At 64.2% G+C, this 15,280-nt stretch carries 12 protein-coding genes; 5 read left to right on the top strand and 7 right to left on the bottom strand.

The window, feature by feature from the left end:
• Nucleotides 1-33 precede the first annotated feature (33 nt).
• The 4 genes from AAFG07_RS10530 (at nucleotide 34) to AAFG07_RS10515 (ending at nucleotide 5,113) form a co-directional block, all read left to right on the top strand.
• Entirely contained in the window at nucleotides 34-267 is a 234-nt protein-coding gene (locus AAFG07_RS10530) for a hypothetical protein (protein ID WP_173641314.1), read from the top strand.
• 386 nt (nucleotides 268-653) lie between these two features.
• Nucleotides 654-2,879: a TonB-dependent siderophore receptor gene (locus AAFG07_RS10525; protein WP_342729118.1), complete on the top strand. Its 2,226-nt coding sequence runs from the start codon at nucleotides 654-656 to the stop codon at nucleotides 2,877-2,879.
• Between the two features lies 1 nt (nucleotide 2,880).
• Complete coding sequence (locus tag AAFG07_RS10520) at nucleotides 2,881-3,906, top strand: extracellular solute-binding protein (protein ID WP_342727202.1); 1,026 nt, start codon at nucleotides 2,881-2,883, stop codon at nucleotides 3,904-3,906.
• The gene (locus tag AAFG07_RS10515; RefSeq protein WP_342727201.1) at nucleotides 3,899-5,113 is read left to right on the top strand and encodes a PepSY-associated TM helix domain-containing protein; all 1,215 of its coding nucleotides are present in this window, start codon (nucleotides 3,899-3,901) and stop codon (nucleotides 5,111-5,113) included. The genes AAFG07_RS10520 and AAFG07_RS10515 overlap by 8 nt, the downstream gene beginning before the upstream one ends.
• Nucleotides 5,114-5,122: 9 nt before the next feature.
• Here AAFG07_RS10515 and AAFG07_RS10510 read toward each other — a convergent pair whose 3' ends face one another.
• Both AAFG07_RS10510 and AAFG07_RS10505 read right to left on the bottom strand, forming a co-directional pair.
• Nucleotides 5,123-5,650 carry a DUF4269 domain-containing protein gene (locus AAFG07_RS10510; RefSeq protein ID WP_342727200.1) on the bottom strand — a complete coding sequence of 176 codons (528 nt, stop codon included), beginning with the start codon at nucleotides 5,648-5,650 and terminating at the stop codon, nucleotides 5,123-5,125.
• Between the two features lie 223 nt (nucleotides 5,651-5,873).
• Nucleotides 5,874-7,502, bottom strand: a complete 1,629-nt coding sequence (locus AAFG07_RS10505; RefSeq protein ID WP_342727199.1) for an isocitrate lyase — start codon at nucleotides 7,500-7,502, stop codon at nucleotides 5,874-5,876.
• A 144-nt stretch (nucleotides 7,503-7,646) separates the two neighbouring features.
• On the opposite strand from AAFG07_RS10505, the gene AAFG07_RS10500 reads away from it, so the two are divergent.
• On the top strand, nucleotides 7,647-9,086 hold the full coding sequence (locus AAFG07_RS10500; protein ID WP_342727198.1) for a short-chain fatty acyl-CoA regulator family protein: 1,440 nt from the start codon (nucleotides 7,647-7,649) through the stop codon (nucleotides 9,084-9,086).
• Nucleotides 9,087-9,095: 9 nt separating this feature from the next.
• Here AAFG07_RS10500 and serA read toward each other — a convergent pair whose 3' ends face one another.
• The 5 genes from serA to AAFG07_RS10475 form a co-directional block, all read right to left on the bottom strand.
• Nucleotides 9,096-10,349: a phosphoglycerate dehydrogenase gene (serA, locus tag AAFG07_RS10495; RefSeq protein WP_342729117.1), complete on the bottom strand. Its 1,254-nt coding sequence runs from the start codon at nucleotides 10,347-10,349 to the stop codon at nucleotides 9,096-9,098.
• A 356-nt stretch (nucleotides 10,350-10,705) separates the two neighbouring features.
• On the bottom strand, nucleotides 10,706-11,797 hold the full coding sequence (gene ugpC, locus AAFG07_RS10490; protein ID WP_342727197.1) for a sn-glycerol-3-phosphate ABC transporter ATP-binding protein UgpC: 1,092 nt from the start codon (nucleotides 11,795-11,797) through the stop codon (nucleotides 10,706-10,708).
• Between the two features lie 83 nt (nucleotides 11,798-11,880).
• The gene (locus AAFG07_RS10485) at nucleotides 11,881-13,320 is read right to left on the bottom strand and encodes an extracellular solute-binding protein (RefSeq protein WP_312000884.1); all 1,440 of its coding nucleotides are present in this window, start codon (nucleotides 13,318-13,320) and stop codon (nucleotides 11,881-11,883) included.
• 49 nt (nucleotides 13,321-13,369) lie between these two features.
• Nucleotides 13,370-14,407, bottom strand: a complete 1,038-nt coding sequence (locus AAFG07_RS10480) for a carbohydrate ABC transporter permease (protein WP_342727196.1) — start codon at nucleotides 14,405-14,407, stop codon at nucleotides 13,370-13,372.
• Nucleotides 14,404-15,279, bottom strand: coding sequence for a sugar ABC transporter permease (locus tag AAFG07_RS10475; protein ID WP_298365488.1), 876 nt, complete (start codon nucleotides 15,277-15,279; stop codon nucleotides 14,404-14,406). Before AAFG07_RS10475 ends, AAFG07_RS10480 begins: the two co-directional genes overlap by 4 nt.
• Between the last annotated feature and the right edge of the window lies 1 nt (nucleotide 15,280).

Raw genomic sequence — 15,280 nt, 5'->3', positions numbered from 1 at the left:
GGCGCAACAAAAACACGATTGGGGAAAACCTACATGCAGCAGGCACCGTCGGGCGCACGGAGCGCGGAACCGTCTGGATATGTTCTCTACTTCCAGCTTGCCAGCAATGGCGCGAGACGCGCGTGCAGTCTGACGATCCAGGCGGAAAGTGCCAACGAGGCAGCGCGAATCTTCCGCGAGAACTGGAGCGCAATCGAATCGATGGCACGCGACGGCGTTAGCACGGGGATGGTCGGCTCGGCGCCCGTCAGCCTCGCGATGTCGTGAGGCGCATCGCGCCACACGAGTCATCCTACGCTTGAGGCGTGACAGGACAACGACCGCTCTCTTCAGACCAGGATCACGCGACCATTTGACGCGCTAACGTCACATCAAGTCATGAGATGCAGGGCTCGCGCACGCGCGCGGGCCCTGCATTGTCTTAGAACGATTCAAATCCTATCCGGTTAGAGGGATTCAAGTCTGCTCCGGTTCTTTTCGCGCCCGCCGACTGCTAGAGGCGCGGCGTGAATAAGTTTGCGTGAATCGGAAGTGCAAGAGTGCCTGTGAATGCTGATGGCCGGGTTGTCGGCGACCGTCGAAATGCCGCCGACAAGGGCCGCACTCGCCTGCTGATCGGCGCAGCATTCCTGCTCGCCGACATCTCCTCGGCGGTGACGCCGGCAAGCGCCCAATCGAGCGTCCCCTTGCCGCCGGTCACGGTCGAGCAACCGACACAGAAGCGCAAGCCCGCAGCCAGTTCGGCGCGGTCGGCGCAGCGAACACAGGCGGCCGCTGCGGCACGGCAGCGCAGCCGAAATGCCCAGCCGGCGCCCCCGACACCATCGGAGCGCGCGGCAGCTGCCGCCGCCGTGTTGAACGAGGCCAAGCTGCACTATCGCGCGATGCCGAGCTCGACCACCTTGCGCAGCGGCGCCTCGCCGCTCGACACCTCCCAGACCGTCAACGTCGTGCCGGAGCAGGTGCTGAAGGATCAACTGCCGCGCAATCTCGACGACGCGCTCGCCAATGTCAGCGGCGTCACCCAGGGCAACACTCTGGCCGGCACCCAGGACGCGGTGATGCGCCGTGGCTTCGGCGACAACCGCGACGGCTCGATCATGCGTAACGGCATGCCGCTGGTGCAGGGCCGCAGCCTCAACGCCGCGGTGGAAAGCGTCGAAGTGCTGAAGGGCCCCGCGTCGCTGCTCTACGGCATCATGGATCCCGGCGGCATCGTCAACACGATCAGCAAGCGCCCCGAGCTCTATCAGCACGGCTCGGTCACCCTGCTCGGCTCGACCTTCGCCAACAACAAAAACGGCGCCGACGGCACCATCGACATCACCGGCCCGATCGGCGATGGCGGCCTCGCCTATCGCTTCATCGGCTATGGCGTGAGCGAGGATTATTGGCGCAATTTCGGACGCCACCGCGAAATGCTGGTGGCGCCGTCGCTGGCCTGGTACGGCGAGAACACCACCGTCCAGCTCAACTACGAACACCGCGAATTCATCACGCCGTTCGACCGCGGCACGGCGTTCGATCCCGTGACCAAGGCGCCGCTGGCGATCCCGGCGACGCGACGGCTTGACGAGCCCTTCAACAACGTGTGGGGCACCTCGGACCTGATGCAGGCCTCAGTCGAGCACCGGCTGAACCAGGACTGGAAGCTGTTCGCGGCCTACAGCTACAACACCGAGACATTCAGCGCCAACCAGCTCCGCATCACCGGCATCAACACCAAGACCGGCGTCGAGACCCGCAGCAATGACGGCACGCAGGGCTCGCTCAGCAATGCGAGCTACGGCACCTCCTATTTGCAGGGCAATGTCTGGCTCGGCGGTTTCCGCAACGAGGTGCTGTTCGGCGGCGACGGCCAGTATCGCACGATCTACCGCGACAATCTGATCCGGCAGGCAACGCCGAGCTTCAATTTCTACAATCCGGTCTATGGACTGATCACGCCGGGCACCACGGTGTCCGCCACCGACAGCGCCCAGACCGACAAGCTCGGCCAGTGGTCGCTGTTCTTCCAGGATACGCTGCATCTGACCGAGCGCTTCGCGCTGGTCGGCGGCGTGCGCTACATGGAATACGACCAGATTGCGGGCAGGGGACGGCCCTTCATCACCAACACCAACGTCTCGGGGGACAAGGCACTGCCGCTCGGCGGCGCGATCCTTAAGCTCACCGACGAGGTCTCGCTGTATGCGAGCTACACCCAGTCGCTGAAGCCGACCTCGACCATCGCGCCGCTCACCGGCGGCGTCGTGATCGGCTCCAACATCGCCCCGGAAGAGGGCACCCAGTGGGAGACCGGCGTCAAGTTCGACTTCAACAAGCGGATTTCCGGCACGCTTGCGGTTTACGACATCGACAAGAAGAACGTGCTGGTTTCGCAGCTCAACCCCACGACCGGCATTGTCGAGTACCGCACCGCGGGCAAGGTCCGCTCGCGCGGCGTCGAACTCGACGTCACCGGCAGGCTGACCGACAATTGGAGCATGATCGGCAGCTATGGCTATACCGATGCACGCGTCACCGAGGATCCGACGCTCGCCGGCAACGCGCTGCAGAACGTCGCGCTCAACACCGCTTCGCTCTATCTGGTCTATGATTTCGGCACCACCCTGCCCGGCCGGCTCCGTCTCGGCGGCGGCGCGCGCTATGTCGGCGACCGGCCCGGCGACGCCACGAACAGCTTCGTGCTGCCGGCCTACACCGTCGCGGATGTCTTCGCGACCTACGAGACCAAGGTCCAGACGTTCCCGGTGGTCTACCAGTTCAACGTCAAGAACCTGTTCGATACCGTCTACTATCCCTCGGCCGTCAGCAATCTGGCCGTGGCGATGGGCGACGCGCGGCGCTTCTCGCTCTCGGCGACGGTGAAATTCTAGCATGGCTATGGCGCGGACAGCGATCGGACTGCTGGCCGCCCTGGCCGCGCTTGCGTACGCCTGCACCCCGGTCCGCGCCGACGAGTTGACGCTTTATTCGACCCGCGAAGCCAATCTGGTCGCGCCTGTCATCGCGGCCTTCACGGCAGCGACCGGCACCAAGGTCGACACCGTCTTCGTCGAAGACAGCCTAGTCAAGCGACTGACAGCGGAAGGCGACAACTCGCCCGCCGATGTCCTGCTGACCATCGGCCTCGACAAGACGACCCAGCTTGCCGGGCGCGGGCTGACGCAGGCGATTGCCTCTCCTGCCCTTGACCGGACGATTCCGGCGAACCTGCGCGGCAACAACAACCAGTGGATCGCGCTCGCCATCCGTCCGCGTGTGGTGTTCGCACGCAAGGACGACCCGTTCGCCGCGATCAGCTATGAAGAGCTCGCTGATCCCAAATGGCGCGGCAAATTGTGCATGCGGCCGGCCGCGCACCAGAACAATGTCGCGCTGATCGCGGCCTATCTTGCACATCATGGGACAGATGCGACGGAGCGCTGGCTCGCCGGGCTGAAGGCCAATCTCGCCCACAGGCCGACCGGCAAGGACAACGACGTAGTCCGCGAGATCGCGGAAGGGCGCTGCGACATCGGGATCGGCAACACGGTCGCGCTCGCGCAGCTCCGCGACGGCCGCGAGGGCAATGAGTGGCGTGCATGGGCCGACGCCGTGAAGGCGGTGCTGATCATGTTTGAGGGTGGCGGCAGTCACGTCAACCTGACGGGTGCCGCGATCGCCCGGCACGCACCGCATCCGGCCGCGGCGCGCGCCTTCCTCGAATTCCTCGTCACGCCCGAGGCCCAGACGATCTTCTCCACCGCCGAGCTGGAATACCCCGTGCTGGCGACCGCAAAGCGGGCGCCGATCGTGGAGGAAATCGGATCGTTCGCTGCCGATGCTCTCCCCATCGACGAGATCGCCGTGCATCAAGCGGCCGCAATCGCACTGATCCGAAAGGCCGGGTTCGATGAGTGATGTCCGACGCCCGATCAAGGCCGCGCTGTTGCAGGTCCACTCCCTCGCCGGCCTTGCGCTGGCGCTGCTGTGGGCCGTGGTCGGCATCACCGGCGCGACGATGGCGTTCGAAGACGAGATCGAGGCCAGCCTGAACAGCCACATCATGCGCGTCGACGCCAGTGCGACGCGGCGGCTGACACCGGATGAGCTGGTCGCACGGCTGCAGTCGGCCGGCGACTTCGGCAGGGCCTCCGCCGTGACGATGGCGAGCGAGCCGTCAGCGGCCGTATGGATCCGCTTCGCCCGCAGCGAAGGCGGCGCGCGGCCGTCCTCGGTCTACGTCGATCCCTATGACGGACATGTGCTCGGCTCGCCGCGCGGCGAGGACTTCTTCGCCACCGTCCGCAAGCTGCATCGCTGGCTGCTGTTGCCCGGCGACGGCAATGGCATCGGCCGCAAGATCACCGGGTCAGCCGCGGTCTGCCTGATCGTGATGCTGATCACCGGCCTCGTGCTGCGCTGGCCGCATCGCGCACGCAGCGTGAAGATGTGGCTGAAGCCAAATCTGGGCCTGCGCGGGCGCGGCCTGCACCGCTCGCTGCACGCCGTGATCGGCACCTGGGTGCTGCCGGTCTATCTGGTGATGACGTTGACCGGCCTGTGGTACTCGTTCGAGTGGTACAAGGCCGGCGCCAACTGGCTCCTGGCGCGGCCGCAGGCCACGGATGCGGCGATGCAGCCCAAGCCACCACGCGGCGCGGCGGCCGCCGCGGGCAAGGGCGAAGCCAAAACCGAAGCAAAGGCCGAAGCAAAGCCGCTCGCCTTCGATCGGGTCTGGACCACGTTCCTGCAGCAGGAGAACAACGATTACGGGCGGGTCCTGCTGACCCTGTCGGCCGGCGCGGGCACGGCGGTGCGCGTGCGGTCATGGCCGCGCGATTCCTCGCTCGAGAGCGTGCGCGACGAATTCCGGATCGACGCCGTCACCGGCCGCGTCATCTCGTCGGATCGTTACGCGGACAAGACGTTTGGCGAGCGCATCCTTGCCGGCGTGCTCGACATCCACCGCGGCGCCATCCTGGGTTGGCCCGGCAAGCTCGCCTTCATGCTGGCCGCCGCCATGATGCCGCTGTTCGCCGTGACTGGTCTGCTGCTCTATCTGTCCCGTCGCAGGCACCGGCGCCTCGCTCGACAGCCGATGGGCCACCTCGTTCCCGGCGAATGAACCTCGCGATCAGCCGAAGCCGCACGCCGCGAGCCTGGCGCGCAACGCGGCGTCCGTTTCCGCCGCGAGTTCGAGCAACCCGCGATAGGGATCGCCCGATATCCCGAGCACGGCGGCAAACGCAGGCTCGGTCTTGAGGCCATCGGCCCTCAGCTTGCTGACGGCTTGCAGCAGCCATCCGTCATCAAGCGCAAGCAGCCTCCGCTCCACCTCGAAATGGATCCAGCCCTGCTGCTGGTTTACCGGGCGCAGGTCACCGAACAGTTCGAACGGCCAGCCATCCCACACAAAGCGGGCAATGGCCGGCCGCGTTCCCTTGGCCCATCGGTAGAGCACGAAATCATCGGCCGATTGGTAGTGGGTCCAAACGATGTTCGCGAAAGCGTTCGGATCGGGCGCATGGCAAACGATATCGATGTCGCTGCCGGGCACGGCAAGGCCGAGCGGCAGCGTTCCGACGATGCGGGGATCGAACGGCCTGAGCAGCTCCATCACGGCGGAGCTGGTGACGGCGGATGCATAGTGCCCGACAGTCATCGCGTGGCATGCCCTCAAGGTCGCAGCGATGCAATACCACGCTGGCAGCGAATGGGGGAACCTCGACGGCGGGCGTAAGCCTAAGGGGATGGTCTGCAAACGCTACGGGGCGAATTCGACCGCGTCACCGTGGTCGAAGTCGCCCCGCTAAACGAGCAGACAGGCGGGACTGCCTCGCAATCCCGCCTGTCCAGTCGATAGTCGCCTTGACCCGTTCGATCGATTAGCCGAACTGGTTCATCGTGTTGTGGACGCCGCCCGCCTTGAGGGCGGCCTCACCGGCGAAGTACTCCTTGTGATCGTCGCCGATGTCGGATCCCGCCATGTTCTGATGCTTCGCACAGGCGATGCCCTGACGGATTTCCGCACGCTGGACGTTCTTGACGTAGCCAAGCATGCCCTGCTCGCCGAAGTACTCCTTCGCGAGATTGTCGGTCGACAGCGCAGCCGTGTGATAGGTCGGCAGCGTGATCAGGTGGTGGAAGATACCGGCGCGCTTGGCCGAATCCGCCTGGAAGGTACGGATACGCTCGTCGGCTTCGATCGCCAGCGGCGTGCCGTCGTATTCCACCTTCATCAGCTCGGCGCGGTTGTACTTGCTGACATCCTGGCCGGCTTCCTTCATCGCGTCGTAGACCTGCCAACGGAAGTTGAGCGTCCAGTTGAACGACGGCGAGTTGTTGTAGGCCAGCTTCGCGTTCGGAATGACCTTGCGGATGCGATCGACCATCGAGGCGATCTGCTCGATATGCGGCTTCTCGGTCTCGATCCACAACAGGTCGGCGCCGTTCTGCAGCGAGGTGATGCAGTCGAGCACGCAGCGATCCGCACCGGTGCCGGGACGGAACTGGTACAGGTTGCTGGGCAGACGCTTCGGACGCATCATCTTGCCGTTCTGGTTGAGGATGACGTCGCCGTTGCGCGCATTGGCAATCGTCACCTCCTCGCAGTCGAGGAAGCTGTTGTACTGGTCGCCGAGGTCGCCGGGCTTGTGGCTCACGGCGATCTGCTGCGTCAGGCCGGCACCGAGCGAGTCGGTACGGGTCACGATGATGCCGTCTTCGACGCCGAGCTCGAGGAACGCATGGCGGCAAGCGCGGATCTTCGCGATGAACACCTCGTGCGGCACGGTGACCTTGCCGTCCTGGTGGCCGCACTGCTTCTCGTCGGAGACCTGGTTCTCGATCTGCAGGGCGCAGGCGCCCGCCTCGATCATCTTCTTGGCGAGCAGGTAGGTCGCCTCGGCATTGCCGAAGCCGGCGTCGATGTCGGCGATGACAGGCACGACATGGGTCTGGAAGTTGTCGATCTTCTCGATCAGCGCCTTTTCCTTGGCCTTGTCGCCTTCCTTGCGGGCCGCATCGAGCGCGCGGAAGATGTCGTTGAGCTCACGCGAATCTGCCTGGCGCAGGAAGGTATAGAGCTCTTCGATCAGCGCCGGCACCGAGGTCTTCTCGTGCATCGACTGGTCGGGCAGCGGTCCGAACTCGGAGCGCAGCGCAGCGATCATCCAGCCGGACAGATAGAGGTAACGGCGATCGGTCGTGCCGAAGTGCTTCTTGACCGAGATCAGCTTCTGCTGCGCGATGAAGCCGTGCCAGCAGCCCAGCGACTGGGTGTACTTGGTGCTGTCGGCGTCATAGGCGGCCATGTCGGCGCGCATCAGCGCAGCCGTGTAGCGGGCGACATCCAGACCGGTCTTGAAGCGGTTCTGCAGGCGCATGCGCGCCACGGCCTCGGCGGTGACGCCGTTCCAGGTGTCCTTGGTCTTGAGCAGCGCTTCGGCCGCCTCAAGCTCGCTCTGATACGAAGCCGGCCCCTGGATGCTGATCCCGCGCGGTTGGAAGTTCATGTCCGTGATCCCTTCGGTGACGAAATAACTGGTCTCTTTGTAAGCCCAGCCTCACGGGGAGCTAGACCTGCCGCAGAAAACTTGTCATAACTTACAAGAAACTGATGTATTGTTGTAAGAATATTACAAACCCAGGATAAGGCGATGGTAACCTCGAGCGCCCGTTCCGTTTTCATGGGCCCGCGGCTGCGGCGGCTGCGGCGCGACCTCGGGCTGACCCAGGCCGACATGGCGGCCGATCTCGAAATCTCCGCCCCCTATGTCGCGCTGCTGGAACGCAATCAACGGCCTGTGACGGCGGACATGCTGCTTCGCCTGGCCCGCACCTACAAGATCGATCTGGCAGATCTCGCCGGCGACGGCGGCGCTGATCACACCGCGCGCATGCAGTCGGTTTTGAAGGAACCTATGTTTGCCGACATCGACATCCCGGCGCTCGAGGTCAGCGACCTCGCGGTCAGCTATCCCGGAATGACCGAAGCGTTCCTGCGCCTCTACACCGCCTATCGCGAGGAACAGCTGGCGCTTGCGGAGCGGAGGGCTCCGGACCTGGTGGGTGGCGGGTCGCACCCGGGTCAGGAGAATTTTGACGCCAACGATCCCGTTGCGGAAGTCAGGCGATTCCTCGCCGCCCGCCGCAACAATTTCGCCAACCTCGACGATGCCGCCGAACGTCTCGTCCATGAACCGGCCGGACCAGCCGGATTTATCGAGCGGCTTCGCGAGCGCCACAAGCTCCAGGTCCGCTACCTGCCGCCGAACGTCATGCTCGGCTCGGTCCGGCGACTGGACCTCCATCGCAGGCAGTTGCTGCTCGAGGATTCGCTCGACACCGCAGGCCTCAATTTTCAGCTGGCCAAGCAACTCGCCTATCTGGAACTGGAAGGCGAGATCAGCGCGGCGGTGGAAGACGGCAAGTTCACCAGCAAGAGCGCCGAGTTGCTGGCCCGCAGGGCACTCGCGGCCTATGCGGCGGCAGCACTCATCATGCCGTATTCCGTATTTGCCAAAGCGGTCGAGACGCGCCGTTACGATCTCGAGGCGCTGGCACGCCAGTTCGGCACCAGCTTCGAGCAGATCGCGCACCGCGTGACGACCTTGCAGCGGCCGGGTCTCGAGAAGGTGCCGTTCTTCCTGATCCGCGTCGATCCGGCCGGCAACATTTCCAAGCTGCTCGATGGTGCCGGCTTTCCGTTTGCCAAGCACGGCGGCGCCTGTCCGCTATGGTCGGTCCACGATATCTTCAAGACGCCACGCCAGATCGTCACGCAATGGCTGGAATTGCCCGACGGACAGCGGTTCTTCTCGATCGCCCGCACCGTGACCGCCGGCGGCGGCGCGTTCGGCGCCATCCGCGTCGAGCGGGCGATCGCGATCGGCTGCGCCGCCGAGCATGCGGGCCAGCTGATCTACACGCGCGACGGACAGGGGCCGAACGCGGATGAGCCGACCCCGATCGGCGTCGCCTGCCGGGTCTGCCATCGCCCGCGATGCGCCGCGCGGTCGGCGCCTCCGATCGGACGCGAGATTCTTCCCGACGATTTCAGAACCTCGAGCGTTCCGTTCGGCTTCTCGGCGGATTGACGCGACCGATCAGCCCTGCGGTCGGTTCGCGTCATACAGCACCCGCACCCGGATCGTGCCGTCAATGGCCTTCAAATCGGCCAGCAGCCCCTCGCCCTCGCCGCCGACCACGTCGGTCTCGAGCACGACATAGCCGACCTCCGGATCGGTTTGCAGATATTGCGCCAGGATGTTGATCCCGTGCCGCGAAACCGCGTCGTTGACCTGACGCATGACGCCCGGAACGTTACGGTGAACATGGATGAAGCGGGTGCCGGTCGGCCGCGCCGGCAATTGCACCTGCGGAAAATTGACCGCCCCGAAGGTCGACCCGACATCGGAATAATCGATCAGCTTGCGCGCGACTTCGCCGCCGATGCGATCCTGCGCTTCTTCCGTCGAACCGCCGACATGCGGCGTGAGGATGACGTTGGGGAGGCCCTGCAGCGGCGAGACGAAGCGTGCCTCGTTCGACACCGGCTCGACCGGAAACACGTCGACTGCGGCACCCGCCAGCCGGCCCTCACGCAGGGCGCTCGCCAGCGCATCGAGATCGACCACGGTGCCGCGTGAGTTGTTGATCAGATAGGCCTCGGGCTTCATCAACTGGAGCTGGGCTGCGCCAATCATGTTGGCGGTGGTCGGCGTCTCCGGCACATGCAGCGAGACGACGTCGCTCGCTGCGAGCAACGCGTCAAGCGATTCCGCGGACTCGGTATTGCCGTGGCGGAGCTTGTCGGTCTGGTCGAAATAGATCACGCGCATGCCCATGGCTTCCGCGAGGTTCGACAGCTGCGATCCGATGTTGCCATAGCCGACGATGCCCAGCGTCTTGCCGCGCACCTCACGGCTGCCTTCGGCGGACTTGTCCCAGCCGCCGGCATGTGCGGAGACCGAACGCGGAAAGATCCGCCGGAACAGCATGACGATCTCGGCGATGGTCAGCTCCGCCACGCTGCGGGTGTTGGAATATGGCGCGTTGAATACGGGTATTCCGAGCTTTCGCGCGGCGTCGAGGTCCACCTGATTGGTGCCGACCGAAAAGCAGCCGACAACGAGCAACCGGTCGGCGGCCTCGAGGATTTCCGCGGTCAACTGGGTCCGCGACCGAATTCCCAGCATATGGATACCCGACAGCGCTTGCTTGAGCTCTTTGGGCCCCAACGCCTTGGGCAGACGTTGCAGCTCGGTATAGCCGTTCGCCTCGAACATCCGGACTGCGGAATCATTCACGCCCTCCAGCAGCAGCACGCGTATTTTGGTCTTGGGCAGCGACAACATCATCAAGATCCGGGCTCGTAGGTTCGGGCAGGTTAGGCACGAACGCAGTTTCGACGGATCAGGTGATAACATGGAAAACAATCGCATCAGAAGCCGCCATGGGGCGGCGCGCCCTGCGATTTCCGACGAAGCCCCCTCGATCGCCGCCTCCAGACACCGAGCGGGAACCGATTCGGCCAAATGTCTTGGGCTATTTCGCCGGCAAAGGCCCCGTTTCGGCTCCTGGGAACGCCCGCTCCGGCTCACCGGCCGGAGCTCAATCCCAGTCGCCTTAGCTCGGCGCCGAAGGTTACGTCTGGAGCGCTGGTCTCACTTCGCGGCTCCGATGACCGCAATCCTGTTGCCGTCGCCAGAGCAAATCAGGAAATGGCCATCCCTGACGCCTTGTCGAACAAATGCGTACGCTCGAGATCGAGCGCGACGTCGATGACATCATCCGGCTCAGCGGCAACGCCGACCGGCATTTGCGCGGTGAACGCAAAGCCGGCGACGGTCCCGATCACCAGCGTGTGTGGCCCCAGCGGCTCCACGTCTTTCACGAGCAGCCGGACCGAAGAACCCGCTGGCGCGCCTTGCTGCAACACATGATCGGGCCGCACGCCAAGCACCACCGGCTTGCCGACGCTGCCCGCATAGGTCGCCTGACGCGACTTCGGAATGCGCAACGCCGTGCCGGATGGCGCGGTGAGGGTGAGCGCACCGTCGCGGGCGACGATTTCGCCATCGATGAAGTTCATGCTGGGCGCACCCATGAAGCCCGCGACGAACAGATTGCTGGGCTTCTCGTAGATCGTGATCGGATCGGCCGCCTGCTCGATCCGGCCTCTGTTCATCACCACGACGCGATCGGCCATCGTCATGGCTTCGACCTGGTCGTGGGTGACATAGACGATCGTCTTGGCGAGACGGCGATGCAGCGCCTTGATCTCGGTCCGCATCTCGATGCGGAGCTTGGCGTCGAGATTGGACAACGGCTCGTCGAACAGGAACACGTCCGGGCTGCGCACGATGGCACGGCCGATCGCCACGCGCTGGCGCTGTCCGCCGGAAAGCTGCTTGGGCCGCCGCTGCAAATATTGCTCCAGATCGAGGACGCGCGCCACGTCATTGACGGCTTTCTCGATGCTGGCGCGCGATTCGCCCCGCACCTTCATGCCGTAGCCGATGTTCTCCCCCACCGTCATGTGCGGATAGAGCGCGTAGTTCTGGAACACCATCGCGCAGTTGCGCAAGCCGGGGCGCAACTGCGTGACGTCGCGGTTGCCGATGCGGATGGTTCCGCTGGTGACGGCCTCCAGTCCCGCGATCATGCGCAAAGTCGTGGTCTTGCCGCAGCCGGACGGGCCGACCAGTACGACAAACTCCTCGTCGGCCACGTTGAGGTCGAGCCCTTCGATGATCTTGTAGGGCCCGTATGCCTTGCTGACGTTCTCGATCTCGACGTGCGCCATGGAATCCTTTTCCGTCCTTTCGTCGACGGCAAGTAAAGTCCCGGATGACGCTCGCGCATCATCCGGGAGGTCTCACTGGAAAGCTAGTTCTTGGGCGGGAGGCCCATCGCGGCGCGATAGGCGGCAAGCTGCTTGGCCCGGCCGAATTCGTCGGTCAGGCGATTCCACTCCTTCGCCATCGCGTCGAGCGCCGCCTGCGGCGTGGTCTGGCCGGCCAGCGCCTTACCGAGCTCGATCTCCACCACCTCGGTATAGGAGAAGTAGCCGGGCAGACGCATGTCGAGCGCGACGTTCTTGGCGTTGATGGAGTCCGATTGCGCGCCGAGATATTCCTTGGCCTCTTCCGGCGAGAAGATCTTGCTCCACAGTTGCAGATTGGCGGTGTGCGATTTGCGATAGGGATTGACGCCGCTACCGCCGGTGATCGCTGCCTGGCCCGACACCTCGGGGCTCGTCAGCGTCTTGACGAAGTCCCACGCCGCCTGCTGGTTCTTGCCGGCCTTCGGCACCGCGATCTGCCAGCCGCCGAATGCCATGAACGGGCCCGGAAGCACACTCGGGAATTTATCCCACTTCTTGGTCTTGGCGTTCCAGATCTCGTCCGAACCGGGCAACATCGCCGAGCCGACCTTGCCCGAGATCTTCGACTGCTTCGGGTCGGCGGCGATGACACCGGTGTCGCCCCAGCCGATCGATTCCGCCACCTGGCCGCCGGCCACGGCCGCGTTCACCTCGCCGAACGAGAAGTTCAGCGCGTTGGGCGGCCCGAGCTTCGATGCGCGGATGTATTCCTCGAGCCCCTTCACCCAGCCCGGGTTGTTGATCTGCGCGTCCATCGTCTCGGGGTCGAAGAACATCGCACCCGGATAGTTCGGATTGTTGGCGTAGGCCGCCGCATGGCTGAAGAAGAACCAGAACTGCTGACCGCCGCGACGGAAAGCTTCCGCCGTTCCCCACAGGCCCTTGTCGGGCCGCTGGAAGAACTCCGCAATGTCGAGATATTGCTTCCAGGTCTTCGGCGGCGCGAGGTCGTAGCCGTACTTGGCCTTGAAGGCGTCCTTCTCCTTGGGATCGCTGAACAGGTCGGTGCGGTAAGTATAGGTGTGGACGTCACCGTCCATCGATTGCGAGTAGATCTTGCCTTCCCACACCATCAGGCGTTCGCGATAGGCCGGCTCGATATCGTCCCAGTCCTTGCCGGACTGCATCTCCTTCGGCATCTCACTGAGATAGGGGACGAAATCCGGCAGCCAGGCCGGCGCGAAGCTGACGAGATCGAACGTCGCGTCCGACGCCGTGAGCGATGTCGCGATCTTCGGATAAAGCTCGGACCAGGGAAACTCGACGACATTGACCTTGCCGCAGGTCTTCTTCGCCCATTCGTCCGCGCCGAGCTTGAGCGCGGACGCGATATATGGTCCGGTCTGCGACGCCACCGTCAGGGTGACGCCGGTGTAATCCGGACTGCAGGCAGCATTCGCCTGGCTCGCGGCGCAGGCCATCGCGAGCGAGGTGGTCAGCATCAGGAACGTCCGTCGCAACATCGTCTAGTCCTCCCTACAAGGTTTTTTGCTATTTGATGGCCCCGAGCAGCAGGCCCGACCGCATCATCCGGCTGAGCAGGCCCGCCATGATCATCATGGGAACGATTGCGACGAGCGCCGCAGCTGATATCGCCCACCATTCATCGCCGCGCTGGCTGTTCTGTCCCGCCACCAGGATCGGCAGCGTCTGCCATCTGGAATTGGTCAGGAACAGCGCGAACAGAAACTCATTCCAGACGAAGGCCAGCGTGATCATGAACGTCGCCAGCAGCCCGTTCATCGACATCGGCACCACGATGCCGAAGAAGATGCGCCAGCTCGGCACGTTGTCGACCATCGCCGCTTCTTCGACCTCGATCGGCACCGCCTCGAAGAAGTCGCGCATCAGCCAGACCACGATCGGCAGCGAGAAGGCGACGTAGCACAGCGTCAGGCCGACGAAGCTGTCGATCAGCTGGAAACCCAGCCGGCCGATCTCGCTGTAGAGCAGGTACAGCGCAAAGGCCGTCACGATCGGCGGGAACATGCGCTGGCTGACGAACCAGAACAGAATGTCCTCATTGCCGAGGATCGGTCCGGGCAACGGCAGGCGGTTGGCGACGACAGCAGCGATCAGCGCGATCGGAAACGCGAGTAGCAGCGCCTGCGGCCGGGTAAATCCGAACGTCGCGTTGAACAGCAGATAGCCGCCGAGCGCGAGCAGGAAGAACACGAGGCCCGCACCAAGGCGTACCCTGAACTCGAACCGCACCAGCGCGTAGGCCGCCATCGCGCCGATCGCGGTGGCGATGGCTGCCGCCGACAAGCCGACGATGGTCGAATTCAGGAAGGTGTGGAAGAACTCGCCGCGGATTCCCTGATAGAGATCGGTGAAGGGCTGCAAGGTCGGCGTGAAGTCGATGAACGGCAGATAGGTCGGCCCGCCGACCACGCCCGGCGGCGTCTTGAATGCGGTCACCACCACCCAATAGAGCGGAAACACCGTGATCAGACACCAGACGAGGACGCCGACCGCGACCAGGCGGCGGCTCCATGGCGACAATCCGGTCAAGCCCTGTCCGCTCATCGGCGCTTCTCCAGATGAGGCCGCAGCAGCGCCAGATAGGTGACGCCAATGATCGTGATCGCGATCAGGAACAGGAAGCTGAGCGCCGACGTATAGCCAAGATTGAACTTCTTGAAGCCTTCCTGATAGGCGAACAGTGTCAGCGTCTCGGTGTCCACGCCCGGGCCGCCGCCCGTCATCACGAACACCGTGTCCATGATCTTGTAGCTCTCGATCAGGCGGATGAAGACGATCGCAGCCGAGATCGGCAGCAGCATCGGAAAGGTGATGCCCCAGAACTGCTGCCAGGCGCTGGCATTCTCGAGCTCGGCGGCCTCATAGACATCTTCGGGCAGCGTTTGCAGGCCGGCCAGCATCATCAGAATGACGAACGGGGTCCACTGCCAGACCTCGACCGCGATGATGCAGGCGAGCGCCCAATGTCCATTGGTGAGGAACGGCAGGTTGACCAGGCCGAACTTCGACAGAAACTGGTTGAGCGGCCCCATCGTCGGGTTGAACATCATGCGCGCCACCAGCGCGACGGCGACAGGCGCGAGCAGCATGGGAAGCAGCAAGGCGACACGAAACAGCCGCTCGCCCGGCACCCGCGCGTTCAGCGCCAGCGCAACACCGAAACCGATCGCGTATTGCAGCCCGACGGCGATGAAGGCAATCAGCGTCGTCGTGAAGATCGCGTTCCAGAACCGCGGCTCCTGCAACAGCGTGACATAGTTGCCGAGCCAGACCACCCGCGGCGGGATCGGCGGAATCAGGCGGTAGCTCAGGAAGCTCGTGGTGAGCGAATAGATCAGCGGAAAGATCGAGATCGCCAGCACGACGAGCACCGCCGGCCAGATGAAGACATGCTTGATCGGATCATTCCGCATCATT

This window comes from Bradyrhizobium sp. B097 (assembly GCF_038957035.1).
Classification (GTDB): domain Bacteria; phylum Pseudomonadota; class Alphaproteobacteria; order Rhizobiales; family Xanthobacteraceae; genus Bradyrhizobium.
The sequence above is the reverse complement of the archived record's forward strand: the minus strand, read 5'-3'. Positions and strand labels throughout refer to the sequence as shown.